The 17,124-nt window shown below is 59.1% G+C and carries 20 protein-coding genes; 11 read left to right on the top strand and 9 right to left on the bottom strand.

All coding sequences use genetic code 11. The annotated features are described in order from the left end of the window. Window positions 1–40 precede the first annotated feature (40 nt). Both EL257_RS16600 and EL257_RS16605 read right to left on the bottom strand, forming a co-directional pair. Window positions 41–631 (bottom strand): NUDIX domain-containing protein, encoded by a 591-nt coding sequence (locus EL257_RS16600; protein ID WP_126364441.1) that lies wholly within the window; start codon window positions 629–631, stop codon window positions 41–43. Window positions 632–770: 139 nt separating this feature from the next. After that, window positions 771–1,208 (bottom strand): hemerythrin domain-containing protein, encoded by a 438-nt coding sequence (locus EL257_RS16605; RefSeq protein WP_126364443.1) that lies wholly within the window; start codon window positions 1,206–1,208, stop codon window positions 771–773. 150 nt (window positions 1,209–1,358) lie between these two features. On the opposite strand from EL257_RS16605, the gene EL257_RS16610 reads away from it, so the two are divergent. Next, a complete protein-coding gene (locus tag EL257_RS16610; RefSeq protein ID WP_126364445.1) occupies window positions 1,359–1,784 on the top strand; it encodes a GNAT family N-acetyltransferase in 426 nt (141 codons plus the stop codon). 102 nt (window positions 1,785–1,886) lie between these two features. On the opposite strand, the gene EL257_RS16615 is transcribed toward EL257_RS16610, so the two are convergent. Continuing rightward, entirely contained in the window at window positions 1,887–2,237 is a 351-nt protein-coding gene (locus EL257_RS16615) for a hypothetical protein (protein ID WP_126364447.1), read from the bottom strand. Window positions 2,238–2,370: 133 nt separating this feature from the next. Between EL257_RS16615 and EL257_RS16620 the strand changes: the two genes are divergently transcribed. The 7 genes from EL257_RS16620 (at window position 2,371) to EL257_RS16650 (ending at window position 6,351) form a co-directional block, all read left to right on the top strand. Further along, the gene (locus tag EL257_RS16620) at window positions 2,371–2,703 is read left to right on the top strand and encodes a DUF6388 family protein (RefSeq protein ID WP_126364449.1); all 333 of its coding nucleotides are present in this window, start codon (window positions 2,371–2,373) and stop codon (window positions 2,701–2,703) included. A gap of 183 nt (window positions 2,704–2,886) precedes the next feature. Next, entirely contained in the window at window positions 2,887–3,279 is a 393-nt protein-coding gene (gene tusD / locus EL257_RS16625) for a sulfurtransferase complex subunit TusD (protein WP_126364451.1), read from the top strand. Further along, the gene (gene tusC / locus EL257_RS16630) at window positions 3,279–3,635 is read left to right on the top strand and encodes a sulfurtransferase complex subunit TusC (RefSeq protein ID WP_126364453.1); all 357 of its coding nucleotides are present in this window, start codon (window positions 3,279–3,281) and stop codon (window positions 3,633–3,635) included. The genes tusD and tusC overlap by 1 nt, the downstream gene beginning before the upstream one ends. Further along, entirely contained in the window at window positions 3,635–3,928 is a 294-nt protein-coding gene (gene tusB, locus EL257_RS16635; protein WP_126364455.1) for a sulfurtransferase complex subunit TusB, read from the top strand. The genes tusC and tusB overlap by 1 nt, the downstream gene beginning before the upstream one ends. Then, the gene (locus EL257_RS16640) at window positions 3,925–4,260 is read left to right on the top strand and encodes a TusE/DsrC/DsvC family sulfur relay protein (protein WP_126364457.1); all 336 of its coding nucleotides are present in this window, start codon (window positions 3,925–3,927) and stop codon (window positions 4,258–4,260) included. The genes tusB and EL257_RS16640 overlap by 4 nt, the downstream gene beginning before the upstream one ends. Next, on the top strand, window positions 4,257–5,258 hold the full coding sequence (locus EL257_RS16645; protein ID WP_126364459.1) for a glycosyl transferase family protein: 1,002 nt from the start codon (window positions 4,257–4,259) through the stop codon (window positions 5,256–5,258). The genes EL257_RS16640 and EL257_RS16645 overlap by 4 nt, the downstream gene beginning before the upstream one ends. Before the next feature lie 91 nt (window positions 5,259–5,349). Continuing rightward, window positions 5,350–6,351, top strand: a complete 1,002-nt coding sequence (locus tag EL257_RS16650) for a glutathione S-transferase family protein (protein WP_126364461.1) — start codon at window positions 5,350–5,352, stop codon at window positions 6,349–6,351. Window positions 6,352–6,446: 95 nt separating this feature from the next. Here EL257_RS16650 and cysG read toward each other — a convergent pair whose 3' ends face one another. The 6 genes from cysG to EL257_RS16680 form a co-directional block, all read right to left on the bottom strand. Then, window positions 6,447–7,841, bottom strand: coding sequence for a siroheme synthase CysG (gene cysG, locus EL257_RS16655; RefSeq protein ID WP_126364463.1), 1,395 nt, complete (start codon window positions 7,839–7,841; stop codon window positions 6,447–6,449). Then, the gene (gene serS, locus EL257_RS16660) at window positions 7,842–9,122 is read right to left on the bottom strand and encodes a serine--tRNA ligase (protein WP_003223852.1); all 1,281 of its coding nucleotides are present in this window, start codon (window positions 9,120–9,122) and stop codon (window positions 7,842–7,844) included. A 15-nt stretch (window positions 9,123–9,137) separates the two neighbouring features. Next, a complete protein-coding gene (gene crcB / locus EL257_RS16665) occupies window positions 9,138–9,512 on the bottom strand; it encodes a fluoride efflux transporter CrcB (protein WP_126364464.1) in 375 nt (124 codons plus the stop codon). Beyond that, window positions 9,512–10,834, bottom strand: a complete 1,323-nt coding sequence (locus EL257_RS16670) for a replication-associated recombination protein A (RefSeq protein ID WP_126364466.1) — start codon at window positions 10,832–10,834, stop codon at window positions 9,512–9,514. Before EL257_RS16670 ends, crcB begins: the two co-directional genes overlap by 1 nt. A 141-nt stretch (window positions 10,835–10,975) precedes the next feature. Further along, a complete protein-coding gene (gene lolA, locus EL257_RS16675; protein ID WP_126364468.1) occupies window positions 10,976–11,596 on the bottom strand; it encodes an outer membrane lipoprotein chaperone LolA in 621 nt (206 codons plus the stop codon). Between the two features lie 65 nt (window positions 11,597–11,661). Continuing rightward, window positions 11,662–14,070 (bottom strand): DNA translocase FtsK, encoded by a 2,409-nt coding sequence (locus EL257_RS16680; protein WP_126364470.1) that lies wholly within the window; start codon window positions 14,068–14,070, stop codon window positions 11,662–11,664. A 613-nt stretch (window positions 14,071–14,683) separates the two neighbouring features. Here EL257_RS16680 and aat point away from each other — a divergent pair. The 3 genes from aat to infA all read left to right on the top strand — a co-directional run bounded on the left by aat (window position 14,684) and on the right by infA (window position 16,460). Then, window positions 14,684–15,364, top strand: coding sequence for a leucyl/phenylalanyl-tRNA--protein transferase (gene aat / locus EL257_RS16685; RefSeq protein ID WP_126364472.1), 681 nt, complete (start codon window positions 14,684–14,686; stop codon window positions 15,362–15,364). Between the two features lie 57 nt (window positions 15,365–15,421). Further along, complete coding sequence (locus EL257_RS16690; protein ID WP_126364474.1) at window positions 15,422–16,129, top strand: arginyltransferase; 708 nt, start codon at window positions 15,422–15,424, stop codon at window positions 16,127–16,129. 112 nt (window positions 16,130–16,241) lie between these two features. Continuing rightward, complete coding sequence (gene infA / locus EL257_RS16695; protein WP_002553999.1) at window positions 16,242–16,460, top strand: translation initiation factor IF-1; 219 nt, start codon at window positions 16,242–16,244, stop codon at window positions 16,458–16,460. Window positions 16,461–17,124: the final 664 nt, after the last annotated feature.

Here is a 17,124-nt window from a genome sequence, read left to right on the forward strand (position 1 = left end):
CGTTCCATGTAGGAGCTGCCGCAGGCTGCGAGCTTTTGCTTTACTGGGCGAACAAATTATTCATCGCCGCGTACTGCAACAGCATGATGGTCTTGGCATCGCAGATCTCGCCGCGCTGAAACGCCGCCAGCGCTTCATCGAAACGCCATTCGAGCACTTCCAGCTCTTCGGTTTCTTCCTCCAGTCCGCCGCCGTCGCTGACTTTGGAAGCCGCATCGTATTCGGCGATGAAAAAGTGCAGCTTCTCGGTCACCGAACCGGGGCTCATGTACGCCTCGAATACCTTTTTCACCTCATGCACGCGATAGCCGGTTTCTTCCTCGGCTTCGTCACGAATGCGTTGCTCCGGCGCGGCACCTTCGAGCAAGCCCGCCGCCACTTCGATCAGCAAACCGTCGTGGCCATTGACGAACACCGGCAGACGAAACTGGCGGGTCAGCACCACCGTGCGTTTCTCGCGGTTGAACAGCAGAATCGCCGCGCCATTGCCCCGGTCGTACACTTCGCGGGTCTGGCGCTGCCATTCGCCATTGTTGCGGTGGTAATCGAAAGTGATTTTCTTCAGCAGATACCAGTCGTGGGATAACACCTGTGTGTCGACGATGTTGACCCGTTCGGCTGTGTTGGACATCGCGTCTGATCCTGTCTTCGTTGGGTAAGCCGCCATGGTCAGACAAATGCGCCGACAAAAAAAGCCCGGCAACGCTGCCGGGCTGATTCAGTTGCCGCAATGAATGACATCGCAGTCATCGGCCGTCGCCATTGATGACTCACGGCAACTGCGCTTCGTACTCTTTTTCGTACTGCCCGGCGAGTTGTACTTTCTGCTTCTCGTTGAGCAATTTGCCGGCCATCTGGAAGAATTTGTGCTCTTCTTCCTCAAGGTGATGATGGACCTTTTCCGAGAGTTTTTTCGCCGTTGCCAGCCACGCCGGACTGGACATCTCGGTCTCGTCGAGTTCTTCCATCATTTCATCCATTTCATGGTGCTCGGAAATGGCGTGACGGCTCAGATCCACTCCCTCGTCGATTTCCATCAACGGGATGTAGAAATGCCGCTCTTCAGCGGTCTCGTGCGCTTGCAGTTCTGCCTTCAATTGTTTGTAGGCCTCGACGCGCTCAGGGCTGTCGCCGCTGGTCGCGATCAGAGCCTTGGCATACGTGCGCTGGCGCTCGTGGCTTTCGCGCAGGGCTTCGAAAATATTCACGGGATTTCCTCATCGATTGCGCTCAGGGAAAGACGCACTAAAGCCTAGACCGCAGCGCTCGATCGCCGGTTCCGCTTGTTTATCGAAGTGCTTGGTAGCGCTTGCCCGGACACGATAGGCTGGGCGTTCCAATACACAAGGAAGTCCCGCATGAATTTGCACATCGAATTGACGCAAGCGCCGACCGAGGAACAGCGCCAGGCGATTCTCCAGCCGCTGATTGCATACAACGACGCGAAAACCGGCGGCTCGAAATCCGAGCCGTTCGCGTTGATGGTCAAAGATGACCACGGCGCGATCCTGGGCGGTCTGTACGGGCGAATGCTTTTTCGCTGGATGTTCATCGAATTGCTGTCAGTGCCGGAACAGGGACGCGGACAGGGGATTGGCTCGCGATTGATGGCCCAGGCCGAAGCATTGGCTAAAGAGAAGAACTGCTACGGCATCTGGCTCGACACCTTCGATTTCCAGGCGCCGGAGTTTTACAAAAAACTGGGATTCAGCCAGTTCGGCGAGATCGTTGACTATCCACCGGGGCACAAGCGCCATTACTTGCAGAAGCGCCTGATTGGTTGACTGTCATATTGCCTTTGCGAGCAGGCTCGCGCCCACGCAGCGCTCACAAATTTCTGTGGGAGCGAGCCTGCTCGCGAAGACGCCAGCCGCTTCAAACCGGAATCAAAGACAGGTCGCCATCGCCGCCATCCGCCGCATGGCGACAAAATCAGCCTGCTGCACGTAATAGTTCAACGTCGTACCGGATGCTTCGGTGATGACGTCCACGAACGACTCCGCCGAGCGTGTGTAAACGGTCGTGCCACCCGATTCGCGCGGTTCGAGATAGGCCGCTGCGTCGACGCCGAACACCGCTTCGTCCTGCCAGGCAAATTGCACGCACTGGGCAACGGCTTTTTCGGGCTTGTCCGAGGTCAATACCTTGTAAGGGCTCTTGGTGCGAGCATCGTTCATCACCGAGCCCGCGCAACCGGCCAACACGGCCGCCGCCAGCGCTACCATCAGCATTCGCATTGCATTCGCTCATTCAGAAAAAAGCGGACTGTAGCACTGCAACGCGGCAAATCGTTCTGCTTTACTGATTTTATGCGCGACACGCCGGCACAGGTACGGCAACCTGAGATCATCAGCCTCACAAGGAAACCCCATGGCGCCTACCGACCAGCGACATGAACATGCTTTGAAAGTGTTTCTCGATGCGCGACCCGAACTGCGCGAAACCCTCGACCATCTCAATCCGCTGCTGGCCCAGGCCAAGGGCGAAACCCAGGCGCAGTACCGCGAAGAGCGGCTCCACGAAGCGTTTGAAGCCGAGGCGGAAAGCCAGGGACTGTTCGCTTGGGAGCTGACGTTGCAATTGACTGCGGACTCACCCGAGGAATATCAGGCGCAGCGTCTCGAAGTGCATCGCGAAGTGGCAGAGATGGCGGGCATGGACTGGCTTGAATACTGCGACCTCTACGGCATCACCCCAATGTAGGAGCTGCCGCAGGCTCGGGCCGCGATCGGACGATCTTTTGATTTTGTTCTTTAAGATCACAAGATCGTCCGATCGCGGCCCGAGCCTGCGGCAGCTCCTACAGGGGGTTATGTGTGCAAGCGGATTTCGCGACGGGACCTATAAAGCTTTATCATGGCCGCAGTCTTGCCGATCGAGTCCGTCATGAAGTTTGCCATTGCGCTGTTTTCCGCCGCCCATGCGCCCTCCTCGCGCCGCGCCCTGCTGTTTGCGCAGGCTGCGCTGGCCGGTGGGCACGAAATCGTGCGGCTGTTTTTCTATCAGGACGGCGTCTATAACGCCTCGGACGCGGTGGTGACACCGCAGGACGAACTGGACTTGCCCAAACAATGGCGCCACTTCATCAGCGAGCAAAAGCTGGACGGCGTGGTGTGCATTGCCGCAGCCCTGCGTCGCGGAGTGCTGAACGCTGAAGAAGCCAAACGCTATCAGCGTGAGGCCGTTTCCGTCAGCGCGCCGTGGGAATTGTCCGGTCTTGGCCAGTTGCACGATGCAGTGCAAGACGCTGACCGCCTTATCTGCTTCGGAGGTGCGTAATGGCCAAATCCTTGTTGATCGTCAGTCGCCAATCGCCGTGGTCCGGCCCCGCTGCCCGCGAAGCACTGGACATCGTGTTGGCCGGTGGCGCCTTCGATTTGCCAATCGGCCTGTTGTTTCTCGATGATGGCGTGCTGCAGCTTGCCGCCGGGCAGAACGCCAAGGCGTTGCAGCAGAAAGATCTCAGCGCCAACCTGCAGGCGCTGCCGATGTTTGGCGTGGAAGAGCTGTTTTATTGCGCCGACAGCGCCCAGGCGCGCGGGCTCGAACAGCTGTCACTCGACGAAGCACGGCCGCTTGACGCTGAACGCATCACCGCCCTTATTGACCGTTACGACCAGGTGATCACCCTCTGATGTCGACTTTGCACGTGTTGTCTCACTCCCCTTTTGGCGATGATCGCCTGAGCAGTTGCCTGCGCTTGATCGGCAGCGCAGACGCTTTGTTGTTGTCCGGCGATGCCGTCTACGCGTTGCAACCGGGCACCGCGCCGTTTACCGCATTGCAGGCTCGCCAGATCAAACTGTTCGTTCTGGCTGAAGACGCGCAAGCCCGCGCCATGGAAGTACCGAGCTGGGCCGAGGCTGTGGATTATCCGGGCTTTGTCGAGCTGTCGATCAATCACCACAAGGTCAACAGTTGGCTATGAATTCGATGACCGTCGGCGGCCGCGCCATCGAACTGGACAAAGATGGTTTTCTCGTCGATTTGAGCGACTGGTCCGCCGACGTCGCCAGTGCTCTCGCCGCCGCCGAAGACATCGAGTTGACCTCCGAACACTGGGAAGTCCTCGACTTGCTGCGCAGCTTCTACGCAGAATTTCAGCTGTCCCCGGCGACGCGCCCACTGATCAAGTACACCGCGCTGAAACTCGGCGCGGAGAAAGGCAACAGCCTGCACCTGAACCGACTGTTCAAAGGCACCCCTGCCAAACTCGCCGCGAAACTGGCGGGCCTGCCCAAACCGACGAATTGCCTATGACTGACTATCCAGCGCTGACCCTCGAAACGCCTGCCGAACACCCCTTCGCGCAGTTCGTGCGCATCCTCGGCAAAGGCAAGCGCGGCGCGCGCGATCTGACCCGCAGCGAGGCCCGCGAAGCGATGGGCATGGTGCTCGACGACAAGGTTGAAGATACCCAGCTTGGCGCATTCCTGATGCTGTTGCGGCACAAAGAAGAAAGCGCCGAGGAAATGGCCGGTTTCACCGAAGCCTTGCGCGAGCGCTTGCAGGCGCCCGCGCTCAAGGTTGATCTCGACTGGCCAACCTACGCCGGCAAAAAGCGCCATCTGCCGTGGTACCTGCTGGCGGCCAAATGCCTGGCGCAGAATGGCGTGCGGATTTTCATGCACGGCGGCGGTGCGCATACCGCGGGGCGGCTGTATAGCGAACAACTGCTGAGCGAACTGAAGATTCCCCTGTGTCGAAACTGGCAGCAAGTCGGCACGGCACTGGACAACGGCGGACTGGCCTTTATGCCGCTGGTGGACTGGGCACCCCAGCTGCAGAAGATGATCGATCTGCGCAACACTCTCGGACTGCGCTCACCGATTCACTCGCTGGCGCGGATTCTCAATCCGCTCGGCGCGCGCTGTGGCCTGCAGAGTATTTTCCACCCCGGCTACCAGGCGGTGCACCGCGACGCGCGCGGTTTGCTGGGCGACACGGCCATCGTGGTCAAGGGTGATGGCGGCGAAATCGAGATCAATCCGGATGCCGCCAGTCACCTCTACGGCACCACGGGCGGCGCGAGCTGGGACGAAGAATGGCCGCAGCTCTCGGCGCAACGCCATGTCAAACCGGCGTCGCTGGATATCGATCATTTGCAAGCCGTGTGGCGTGGCGACATCGTCGACAGTTACCCGCAAATGGCCCTGATCGCGACCATGGCCCTTGCCTTGCGTGGTCTGGGGCAATCCCGCGAGCAAGCCTTCGCCACCGCCGAGCAGTATTGGGTAGCGCGCGACACATCGATCTAACCGATCATTAACGCCCGATCTTTGCGCTTTTTGTTCGAACTCATCGGAATAGACTCGACTCCAACGAATATCGATTCCTGGAGTCTTGATCATGGGTTTATTAGTCGACGGCCACTGGCAGGACAAGTGGTACGAAAGCAGCAAGGACGGCGCGTTCCAGCGCGAACAGGCGCAGCGCCGCAACTGGGTTACTGCCGATGGCCAGCCTGGGCCGAGCGGTGAAGGCGGCTTCGCTGCCGAAGCCGGGCGCTATCACCTCTACGTTTCGCTTGCCTGTCCATGGGCGCACCGCACGCTGATCCTGCGCAAACTCAAAGGCCTGGAAAGCCTGATCGATGTTTCGGTGGTCAGTTGGCTGATGCTGGAAAACGGCTGGACCTTCGACAAGACGCTGGGGTCGACCGGCGACAAGCTCGACAACTTTGAATTCATGCGCCAGCGCTACACCGCTGACACGCCGGATTACACCGGTCGCGTTACCGTACCGGTGCTGTGGGACAAGAAACTCAAGCGCATCGTCAGCAACGAATCAGCGGAAATCATCCGCATGTTCAACAGCGCGTTCGATGAGCTGACCGGCAATGAGCTGGATTTCTATCCGGCGCCGCTGCGCAGCGAGATCGATGCGCTGAACGAGCGGATCTATCCAGCCGTGAACAACGGTGTGTACCGCGCCGGGTTTGCCACTTCGCAGCAGGCTTATGAACAGGCGTTTGATGAGGTGTTCGCTGAACTGGATCATCTGGAACAACTGCTCGGCGCCAATCGCTATCTGGCCGGTGAATACCTGACGGAAGCGGACGTGCGCCTGTTCACCACGGTGATTCGCTTTGATGCGGTGTACCACGGGCACTTCAAGTGCAATCTGCGGCGCATTGCCGATTATCCAAACCTGTCGAACTGGCTGCGCGAGATGTATCAGATGCCGGGGATTGGCGAGACGGTGGATTTCCAGCACATCAAAAATCACTACTACGGCAGTCACAAGACCATTAACCCGACTGGCGTTGTGCCGAAAGGGCCGGAGCAGGATTTCAGCGTGGCGCATGACCGGACGCGGTTGGCCGGGAAAGGGGTTTGGGTGAAGGGCTAACAGCAAAAAAGCAAAAGATCGCAGCCTTCGGCAGCTCCTACAGAGAATGCATTCTCATGTAGGAGCTGCCGAAGGCTGCGTTCTTTTGATCTGACTCAGACCTGCGCCTGAGCCCCTTCAAACCACGCCAGTTTCTCGCGCAACTGCACCACTTCGCCGACGATCACCAGCGTCGGCGCATGTACTTCGTGCTCCGCCACCATGCGCGGCAAATCGGCCAGCGTGCCAGTGAACACCCGCTGGTTGACCGTGGTGCCCTGCTGAATCAACGCCGCAGGGGTATCCGCCGAGCGACCATGCTGGATCAATTGCTCGCAAATCACCGGCAACCCGACCAGCCCCATGTAAAACACCAGTGTCTGCGCCGGCGAAACAAGATCAGCCCATGGCAGGTCCGTGGAACCATCCTTCAAATGCCCGGTGACGAAACGCACTGACTGCGCGTAATCACGATGGGTCAGCGGAATTCCGGCGTAGGCCGCGCAACCGCTGGCTGCGGTGATCCCTGGCACCACCTGGAATGGAATGCCGTGAGCAGCCAGTTCCTCGATCTCTTCGCCGCCGCGGCCGAAGATGAACGGGTCACCGCCCTTCAGACGCACCACGCGCTTGCCGGACTTGGCCAGATCGACCAGTTGCTGGTTTATCTGATCCTGTGGCACCGCGTGTTCTGAACGACGCTTGCCAACATACACGCGCTCGGCATCGCGACGGCACAGTTCCAGAATCGCGGGTGCCACCAGACGGTCATACAGCACGACATCGGCTTGCTGCATCAGACGCAGGGCGCGGAAGGTCAACAAATCCGGATCGCCCGGCCCTGCTCCCACCAGATATACCTCGCCGGTGGTGACCATCGGCTCGCCATCCACCTTGGCCTGCAACAAGCGTTCGGCTTCAGCGCCCTGCCCGGCCAATTGGCGGTCGGCGATCGGCCCTTGAAACACGTCTTCCCAGAAGCCGCGACGCTGCTGCACATCGGGAAACAGGTTTTTCACCTGATGGCGGAAACGCGCCGCCAGTCCGGCCAATTGACCGTAAGTCGAGGGGATCCAGGTTTCGATCTTGGCCCGAATCAATCGTGCCAGCACTGGCGCGTCGCCCCCGCTGGAGACGGCGATGATCAGCGGCGAGCGATCGACGATCGCCGGGAAGATCACGCTGCACAGGGCAGGCGCATCGACCACATTGACCGGCACGCAACGCCGATGAGCATCGGTGGAAACTTGCGCATTGAGCGCTTCATCGTCGGTGGCGGCGATGATCAGCCCGCAACCGTCCAGATCCGCCTCAAGGTAACCGCGCAGCACGCATTCGCCACCGCAAGCAGCGACCAGCTCACGCAATTGCGTTTCGATTTCAGGTGCGACCACCCGCAGCAGCGCACCGGCATCGGCCAGCAGGCGGGATTTGCGCAAGGCAATCTCCCCCCCACCGACAACCAACACACGACTGCCGCGAAGGTTGTGAAACAGCGGCAGATATTTCATTTAGCCGATGACCTCAAGGCCACCCATGTACGGCTTCAGCACGTCCGGCACGCGGATCGAACCGTCGGCCTGCTGGTAGTTTTCCAGCACAGCGACCAGCGTACGACCGACTGCCAGACCAGAACCGTTCAAGGTATGCACCAGTTCAGGCTTGCCGGTTTCCGGGTTGCGGAAACGCGCTTGCATGCGGCGCGCCTGGAAGTCGCCGCAGTTCGAGCACGAGGAAATCTCGCGGTATTTGTCCTGGCTCGGGATCCACACTTCCAGATCGTAAGTCTTCACCGCGCTGAAGCCCATGTCCCCGGTGCACAGGGCCAGGGTACGGTACGGCAGACCGAGCAGTTGCAGGACTTTCTCGGCGTTGGCGGTCAGGCCTTCCAGCGCTTCCATCGAGGTCGAAGGCTCAACGATCTGGACCATCTCGACTTTGTCGAACTGGTGCTGACGGATCATGCCACGGGTGTCGCGACCCGATGCACCGGCTTCACTGCGGAAGCACGGAGTGTGAGCAACGAACTTGATTGGCAGCAGTTTCGAATCGACGATTTCACCGGCAACGATGTTGGTCAGCGAGACTTCGGCGGTAGGGATCAGGTACAGATCGGCTTCGCCTTCGCGAGCGATCTTGAACAGGTCTTCTTCGAACTTCGGCAACTGACCCGTGCCTTGCAGTGCCGGGGCCTGCACCAGATAAGGCGTGTAAGCCTCTTCGTAGCCATGCTCGTTGACGTGCAGGTTGATCATGAACTGCGCCAGTGCGCGGTGCAGGCGCGCGATTGGGCCGCGCAGCAAGGCGAAACGTGCGCCGGACAGCTTGGCGGCGGTTTCGAAGTCCAGCCAGCCGAACTTCTCGCCGAGGGCGACGTGGTCTTTCACTTCGAAGTCAAACTGCGTCGGGGTGCCCCAGCGGCGCACTTCGACGTTGTCGTCTTCGTCTTTGCCGACCGGAACCGATTCGTGCGGCAGGTTTGGAATACCGAGCAGGATCGAATCCAGTTCGGTCTGGATTGCGTCCAGCTCGACCTTACCGGCACTCAATTCGCCCGCCATGCGCTCGACGTCCGCCATCAGCGGTGCAATGTCTTCGCCGCGCTGCTTGGCCTGCCCGATGGATTTGGAACGCGCGTTACGCTCAGCCTGCAGTGCTTCGGTGCGGGTCTGGACGGTCTTGCGCTGTTCTTCCAGCGCTTCGATGCGCGCGGTATCCAGGGCAAAGCCACGGGAAGCCAGGCGGTCCGCTACGTCCTGAAGGTTGCTACGTAACAGTTTGGAATCGAGCATGTCGGTTTCTCGTTATCAAAGTTTGGTCAAGGACAGGCCGGCCCACGTCGCGAGCAGCCCGCCGAATACGCTGAGCGCCGCGTAGCCCAGGGCCAGCAACACTTGCCCGCTTTCCAGCAGGCGCACCGTATCCAGTGAAAAGGATGAAAAAGTCGTCAGCCCCCCGAGGAAGCCGACCATCAACCCGGCGCGCACCTCGATCGGCACCTCCGGGCGTATCAAAAACAGGCCGTACAACACGCCGATCAGCAGACAGCCGACGATATTAACGGCCAGCGTCGCGGTATAGAAGTGCCGCGGCCAATTGGCGCTGACCCAATTGCCAGTGGCAAAGCGCAACAGCGTACCGGCGGCACCGCCAACCGACACTGCAAGGATCAATGGGAGCACTATTTTCTCCGCTGCCGAGGGCTTAGCCGGTCGAGTTGGGCGAGGTGGTTGAGCTTCTCGCCGATTTTCAACTCCAGGCCACGCGGCACCGGTTGGTAGAACGGGATAGGCTCGAGCTCTTCAGGGAAATAGTCTTCGCCAGCGGCATAGGCATCCGGCTCATCGTGAGCGTAACGGTATTCGTCGCCATAACCCAATTGCTTCATCAGCTTGGTAGGCGCATTGCGCAGGTGCAGCGGCACTTCCAGTGAACCGTTTTCCGCTGCGGCACGCAGGGCGGTTTTGAAACCCATGTACACCGCGTTGCTCTTCGGCGCGCAGGCCAGATAGGTGATCGCCTGCGCCACGGCCAATTCACCTTCAGGGCTGCCGAGACGTTCCTGCACTTCCCACGCCGCCAGGCACAGACTCAGCGCCCGCGGATCGGCGTTGCCGATGTCTTCACTGGCCATGCGCACCACGCGCCGGGCGAGATACAGCGGGTCGCAACCGCCGTCGATCATCCGCGCGAACCAATACAACGCGCCATCGGGATTGGAGCCGCGCACCGATTTGTGCAGCGCCGAGATCTGGTCGTAGAACGCTTCACCGCCCTTGTCGAACCGCCGACGCGTATCGCCGAGCAGGCTCTGCAGCAGATCGGTGCCGATCTCGCTGTTGTCTTCGGCCAGATCAGAGGCGTTTTCCAGCAGATTGAGCAGACGCCGGCCATCGCCGTCGGCGGCCGACAGCAGCATCTGAAAACCTTCGTCGCTGAGCGTCAGGTTGCGCTTGCCCAATCCACGCTCTTCGGTCAGCGCGCGGTGTACCAGTTTGCGCAGCGCCGCTTCGTCGAGGCTTTTCAGCACGTAGACGCGGGCACGCGACAGCAACGCGTTGTTCAGTTCAAACGAAGGGTTTTCGGTGGTCGCGCCGATGAAAATCAGCGTGCCGTCTTCAACGTAGGGCAGAAACGCGTCCTGCTGGGATTTGTTGAAACGGTGCACTTCGTCGACGAACAAAATCGTGCGTTTGCCGTACTGGCCGGCCTGCTGCTTGGCGATTTCAACGGCCTGACGGATTTCCTTGACCCCGGCGAGCACCGCCGAGACCGTTTCGAAGTGTGCATCCGAGACTTCCGCGAGCAACCGCGCCAGGGTGGTCTTGCCCACGCCCGGCGGGCCCCAGAAGATCATCGAATGCAGCGCACCCTGCTCCAGCGCCTCGCGCAGAGGCTTGCCGCGAGCGAGCAGGTGTTCCTGACCGACGTATTCATCCAGATTGGCCGCACGCAAACGCGCGGCCAAGGGCTGGGCAATCGGTGCACTGCGAAACAGATCCATCACGTAGCGTTGAAACCTCTATTTGATCTGAAGCAGATCATTGTCCTTTGGGAGCGAGCCTGCTCGCGAATGCGGTGTATCACTCACTATCAATGTTGAATGGACCATTGCATTCGGGAGCAGGCTCGCTCCTACAGTGGGTTATTCCTGGATGACGTCAGCACCCTTGGGAATGTCGAACTTGAACTTCGACGCCGGCACCGCTTCGTTGGCCTTGACGCCGGTGAACAGGATATTGGTGCGCTGGCCGACGCTGTCAATCAGTTGCATGTCATTGAGCAGACCGTTGCGGAACGATAGGCGCAGGTTGTCGAACAGGGTGTCCTTGGTTTTCGGCTTCAGGGTGAAGTCGATCACGCCCCCCGCCTCTTTCGCGCTGATATCGAAACTCTGGCTGATTTTCGACACATCACCGGACAGCAGCAACGCTGGCGTCTGGGTCAGGCGCTCGTCGAGTGTCTTGATGGTCGCTTGTTCCAGATCCGGATCCCACAGGGTGACCTTCCTGCCGTCGGACACCATTGTCTGCTCGGCCGGAGCATTGGTGTGCCAGTAGAACAGGCCCGGACGCTGCAAGGTCATGTTGCCGGTGGTTTCCTGTAACTGGGTGCCGCTGCCGTCGAGAGTCAACTGCGAAAAGTTGGCGCTCAGGGTCTTGGATGTTTCCAGCAATTGGGTCAGACGCGCCACGTCCTTGTCATCGGCGTGGGCCGTGAGGGTGGTCAACGCCAGAACCGGCAACAGCATGCGGATAAGACGCATGGGAGTCCTCTTGATACGTGTGGGAGAGCGGCGGAACGTCATTGTCCCGCCCCTTGCTTTTGCAATCAGTCGCGTGCCGGGCTCGGGGCCAGGACCTCACGCGAACCGTTGGTGTTCATTGAGGTGACGACCCCGGCCATTTCCATGGCTTCGATCATCCGCGCGGCGCGGTTGTAACCGATCTTCAATTTGCGCTGCACCGCGGAAATCGAGGCGCGACGGCTTTCCAGCACAAATTGCACGGCTTCGTCATACAGCGCATCGGCTTCCGGATCATCACCGTCGCCGCCACCGCTGCTGCCTTCAAAGCCGCTGCCGGCCTCTTCGACACCATTGAGAATGTCATCGTTGTATTCCGGGGCGCCACGCAGTTTCCAGGCTTCAACCACGCGGTGAACTTCATCGTCGGAAACGAACGCACCGTGAACCCGGATCGGCAGGCTCGTGCCCGGAGGCATGTAGAGCATGTCACCGTGGCCAAGCAGTTGTTCGGCGCCACCCTGATCGATGATCGTCCGCGAGTCGATCTTGCTCGACACCTGGAACGCCATACGCGTTGGAATGTTGGCCTTGATCAAACCGGTGATCACATCCACCGACGGCCGCTGGGTCGCGAGAATCAAGTGGATACCGGCCGCCCGCGCCTTCTGTGCGATACGGGCGATCAACTCTTCAACTTTCTTGCCAACGATCATCATCATGTCGGCAAATTCGTCGACCACCACGACGATGGTCGGCAGTTTCTGCAACAGCGGTGCTTCATCGTGGATGCTTTCGCGCTTGTACAGCGGATCGCTCAGCGGCTCGCCAGCGTCCTGCGCTTCCTTGACCTTGGCATTGAAGCCGGACAGGTTGCGTACGCCCATCTTCGCCATCAGCTTGTAGCGTCGCTCCATCTCGGCAACGCTCCAGCGCAGGGCGTTGGCGGCGTCCTTCATGTCGGTAACGACCGGGCACAGCAAGTGCGGGATGCCTTCGTAGATCGACAATTCCAACATTTTCGGGTCGATCATGATCAGCTTGGCGTCTTCCGGGCCAGACTTGAACAGGATCGACAGGATCATTGCGTTCACACCCACTGACTTACCGGAACCGGTGGTACCGGCCACCAGCAGGTGCGGCATCTTCGCCAGGTCGGTGATCACCGGCTTGCCGCCGATGTCATGACCCAGTGCCAGGGTGACGGGCGATTTGAAGTTGTCGTACTCAGGGGTCGACAGCACTTCGGAGAAACGCACGATCTGCCGGTCTTCGTTGGGAATTTCGATACCGACGGTGGTCTTGCCTGGAATCACTTCTACCACCCGCACGCTGGTCACGGCCAGCGACCGCGCGAGGTCTTTCGCCAGGTTGGCGATGCGGCTGACCTTGACGCCGGCGGCAGGCTGGATTTCGTAACGGGTAATCACCGGGCCAGGATGAATCGAATCGACGGTGACTTCGACGCCGAATTCCTTGAGCTTGATTTCCAGCAAATGGCCAACCGCTGCCAGCGATTCCGGCGAATAGTTGAGTTGTTTCTTTTCCGCCGGATCGAGGATCGAGATCGGCGGCAACGTGCCTTCGACGGCGCTGTCGACGAACAGCGGCGCCTGTTTCTCTTTCTGCACGCGCTTGCTTGGCTCCGGGGCCTTGGCCGGTGCAGGAGCGATGACCGGCGGCACCTGCTTCTCGCGGTCGGACATGTGCTTGCTCAGCGCCTGCTCACGTTCGATCAGGCGCTCTTTGACCTTGGCCTGCTCGCGTTTATCGGTGACGGTTGGCGCGACGACATCGTGCACCCGGTCATCGACTTCACGCAGTTGCGCGACCAGTTGCTTGCGTTCGGTGCGCGCCGACCACCAGCGATTGAGCGCGCCCTGAAACAATTCGAACAAGTCGAGGGTGATCTTGCCGGTGACGTCCATCACCTTGAACCACGACAGGTCGGTGAAAACGGTCAGGCCAAACAGGAAAAGGGCGATGAACAACAAGGTGCTGCCCTGAATGTTCAGCGCGTTCTTAGCCAGATCGCCGAGGCTTTCGCCCAATGCGCCACCGGCGCCTGCTGGCAGGCCGGAGGCGGCGTGGAAATGCAGATGCGCCAGCGCAGCGCCGGACAACACGAGAAACACCAGACCGATCAGGCGCCAGGAGAACAGCCAGCCGCTCCACTGCCACGGTTCGTGACGCTGGCGGAAGATCTGGTAAGCCTTGACCGCCAGCAGCAATGGGAAAATGTAGGCGAAGTAGCCGAGCACCATGAACAGGATATCGGCGCTATAAGAGCCCGCCGGGCCGCCGAAATTCTGTACATCGTCAATCTTGCTGTTATGGCTCCAGCCCGGATCGTCCTTGCCGTAGGTCAGCAAGGCCATCATCAGGAACAGGCACAAGGCCCCGATGGCGATCAATGCACCTTCCTTGAGCCGGTAGTGCAACTGTTGACGCCAGAGCGGAACGACAGTTTTTGGTGCTTCGGTGGATTTCTTCAAAACGCTTCTTTTCCTGCGCCCGAGGCGCGTCCATCTATTGAATGACAATAAAAACTGCCCAATCCAGGCAGGTAAAAAAATTGACGGGCACAACCGCGACTACTTTTAACACTGCGCCAGTGCTTTTTTAAATACAGGCACTGCGAAGATTCTGTAACAGCCCGGCATTGTACGGGTTTGTGCGTCCGATGCCATGCTTCAAAGCCATGCATCAGCATAGCCAAGCACACGAAACCTGCGACTCAATTTGAGCATGCATTACCTTTTGTGACAAAGGCTTATGAGGTGTATTTGATGAACGCAGCGAACCTTTCGAGCTTGATTGTTTCGATTCCCGCCCAAGTCCGCCGACGCGTCCGCGCAAACACGCCGAATGCTGTGTCACAGAGATCGCTTACGACCGCACTCACGCGGCCAAGTTGCAACAACGCCTGTTCCAGCCCGTTGACGACAGCCGATAATGCTCACGGGGCGATAGCCGGTGATTGCGACCGGCCGTATGACTGTCGCGTGGACCGAGCAGTATCCGCACGACATTCCTGTCATTTAACGGCACACTTTAAATAAGGTCGAACGACCCGAACCGCCCTCCCCTTCTGTAAGCCTGAATCCCATGCTCACTTGGTTACAACGTAATTCACTGACCTTCCCGCCGCTGGAAAAGGCCATGCGCGACCCCAACGGACTGCTCGCCGCGGGAGGTGATTTGTCCGCTGATCGTTTGATCCAGGCGTATCGTCATGGCTGTTTTCCATGGTTCTCCGAGGGCCAGCCGATCCTTTGGTGGTCACCCGACCCGCGCACCGTGCTGTTTCCCGACGAACTGCACGTCTCGCGCAGCCTCGGCAAACTACTGCGCAAAGAGCGTTATCAGGTCACGTTCGACCAGAACTTCGCCGATGTGATTCGCGCCTGCGCTGCGCCGCGCGATTACGCCGACGGCACCTGGATCACCCAAGCCATGCAAGACGCTTACGTTGAGCTTCATCGTCGCGGCTTCGCGCATTCGGTGGAAGTCTGGGATCAAGGCCAACTGGTCGGTGGCCTGTACGGCTTGGCGATGGGCCGGTTGTTCTTCGGCGAATCGATGTTCAGCCGCGCCGACAACGCGTCCAAATACGGCTTCGCCAGGCTTGTGCAGCACCTGAAGGACTCAGGGTTTGTCCTGATCGATTGTCAGATGCCGACCGAGCATCTTCACAGCCTGGGTGCCAGAGCGATTGCCAGAGAAGAATTCGCCGGCTACCTGGCCAGGCATCTGGATCAACCCAGCCGTGCCACTTGGGTTTGCTGAGCGACTTTGGCGCGCGTGGCTTACACTTAATTAACCAGCTTATCCCGAGGGTTGATCATGACCGAGTTGGCGCGTTTGAAGTTCTATGCCACTCAGCCTCATTCTTGCAGTTATCTGCCAGAGGAGCAGGCCACCACCCTGTTTCTCGATCCGAGCCAGCCCATGGATGTGCATGTCTACGCAGATCTGTCGGAAATGGGCTTTCGTCGAAGTGGCGATCATTTGTATCGGCCTCATTGCCAGAATTGCAATGCGTGCGTGCCTGCGCGTATTCCTGTTGCGCAGTTCACGCCCAATCGTCAGCAGAAGCGCATTTTCAAGCGCAACGCCGATTTGCAGGTACGCCCGGTCAAGCCGCAATTCAGCGAAGAATATTTCGACCTGTATCAGCGCTACATCGAACAGCGCCACGCCGATGGCGACATGTACCCGCCAAGCCGCGATCAATTTTCGACGTTCCTGGTACGCGATCTGCCCTTCTCGCGTTTCTATGAGTTCCGCCTCGACGGGCGGTTGCTGGCGGTAGCCGTGACTGATTTGCTGCCGAACGGTTTATCGGCGGTCTACACCTTCTACGAGCCCGAAGAAGAACGCCGCAGTCTTGGACGTTTCGCCATTCTCTGGCAGATCGGCGAAAGCCAGCGTATGGACCTTGAAGCGGTTTATCTGGGTTACTGGATCAAGAACTGCAAAAAGATGAACTACAAGACCCAATATCGCCCTATCGAATTGCTCATTAATCAGCGCTGGGTCGTCCTTAACTAAACCCGAGCCCTAAACCCCTTGGCGTAAACGCCATTTTTCGGGCACAATGCACGCCGCTTTTGCCTGGCGCAGTTGCACCGGGCCATTCATTGGATACCGAGGGCTTTACTGCATGTCGAAAGAAGACAGCTTCGAAATGGAAGGCACTGTCGTCGACACCCTGCCCAACACCATGTTTCGTGTGGAGTTGGAAAATGGGCACGTCGTAACCGCGCATATTTCCGGCAAGATGCGCAAGAACTACATTCGTATTCTTACCGGCGACAAAGTGCGCGTCGAGCTGACGCCCTATGATTTGAGCAAAGGGCGGATCACTTACCGCGCTCGTTAATCAAGTCAATACAGAACGCCCGGGTTATGCCGGGCGTTTTTGTATGTGCGTCTTGGGGATTTTGGATTGGGGGCATATCCGTTTTATCGGGTGCGGCCGCTGGCGGTTTCGCTCTTACAGCGAGTCCCTTTTTCAAACGCCAAAAAGGAACCAAAAGGCTTTGCCCCTGGCGTACGGCACTTCGCTGAGGCTCAGTGTTCCCTCGCTACGGTGCCCATCAGGGGGCATCGCCTACGGTTTGCTTCGCTGCACCTCCTCTCGATGTATGCGGCTTCGCCGCACGGTCGCTGCGCTCCCACCCCTGACGAACACCTACGCTCGGCCTGCCGATGGGACAGAAGATCAAAAGCCACAGCCAGATCAAAGGCCAGATCAAAGGCCAGATCAAAAGATCGCAGCCTGCGGCAGCTCCTACAGTTGGATTGGGTACAACCTCAAGAAACAGGTCGGCTGTCAGGCCGCCTTCGTAGGATCGCCCCTCGGAGCAGGTTCGTTCCACACTAAAGCAAAGCAGCGCAGCTGCCCGCGGCGAAGCCGCCCCACTCAACAATGAGCGCAAGCTCGAGTAAAGCTCTTGATCTTGATCCACAGGCGACGTCGGAAGGCTGAGTGGAGGGATTGATCCGGGGGTGGGAGCGCAGCGACCGTTTGGCGCAGCCAAACA

The sequence above is a fragment of the Pseudomonas fluorescens genome (genome assembly GCF_900636825.1).
Classification (GTDB): Bacteria; Pseudomonadota; Gammaproteobacteria; order Pseudomonadales; family Pseudomonadaceae; genus Aquipseudomonas; species Aquipseudomonas fluorescens_BG.

Excerpts from the sequence above, each read along its gene's own strand:
- EL257_RS16640 (WP_126364457.1), top strand. The coding sequence starts at position 3,925 with ATGAATTCGATGACCGTCGGCGGCCGCGCCATCGAACTGGACAAAGAT.
- tusC (WP_126364453.1), top strand. The coding sequence starts at position 3,279 with ATGGCCAAATCCTTGTTGATCGTCAGTCGCCAATCGCCGTGGTCCGGC.
- infA (WP_002553999.1), top strand. The coding sequence starts at position 16,242 with ATGTCGAAAGAAGACAGCTTCGAAATGGAAGGCACTGTCGTCGACACC.
- EL257_RS16650 (WP_126364461.1), top strand. The coding sequence starts at position 5,350 with ATGGGTTTATTAGTCGACGGCCACTGGCAGGACAAGTGGTACGAAAGC.
- serS (WP_003223852.1), bottom strand. The coding sequence starts at position 9,122 with ATGCTCGATTCCAAACTGTTACGTAGCAACCTTCAGGACGTAGCGGAC.
- tusD (WP_126364451.1), top strand. The coding sequence starts at position 2,887 with ATGAAGTTTGCCATTGCGCTGTTTTCCGCCGCCCATGCGCCCTCCTCG.
- aat (WP_126364472.1), top strand. The coding sequence starts at position 14,684 with ATGCTCACTTGGTTACAACGTAATTCACTGACCTTCCCGCCGCTGGAA.
- EL257_RS16615 (WP_126364447.1), bottom strand. The coding sequence starts at position 2,237 with ATGCGAATGCTGATGGTAGCGCTGGCGGCGGCCGTGTTGGCCGGTTGC.
- tusB (WP_126364455.1), top strand. The coding sequence starts at position 3,635 with ATGTCGACTTTGCACGTGTTGTCTCACTCCCCTTTTGGCGATGATCGC.
- EL257_RS16620 (WP_126364449.1), top strand. The coding sequence starts at position 2,371 with ATGGCGCCTACCGACCAGCGACATGAACATGCTTTGAAAGTGTTTCTC.
- EL257_RS16610 (WP_126364445.1), top strand. The coding sequence starts at position 1,359 with ATGAATTTGCACATCGAATTGACGCAAGCGCCGACCGAGGAACAGCGC.
- EL257_RS16670 (WP_126364466.1), bottom strand. The coding sequence starts at position 10,834 with ATGGATCTGTTTCGCAGTGCACCGATTGCCCAGCCCTTGGCCGCGCGT.
- cysG (WP_126364463.1), bottom strand. The coding sequence starts at position 7,841 with ATGAAATATCTGCCGCTGTTTCACAACCTTCGCGGCAGTCGTGTGTTG.
- lolA (WP_126364468.1), bottom strand. The coding sequence starts at position 11,596 with ATGCGTCTTATCCGCATGCTGTTGCCGGTTCTGGCGTTGACCACCCTC.
- EL257_RS16690 (WP_126364474.1), top strand. The coding sequence starts at position 15,422 with ATGACCGAGTTGGCGCGTTTGAAGTTCTATGCCACTCAGCCTCATTCT.
- EL257_RS16600 (WP_126364441.1), bottom strand. The coding sequence starts at position 631 with ATGTCCAACACAGCCGAACGGGTCAACATCGTCGACACACAGGTGTTA.
- EL257_RS16645 (WP_126364459.1), top strand. The coding sequence starts at position 4,257 with ATGACTGACTATCCAGCGCTGACCCTCGAAACGCCTGCCGAACACCCC.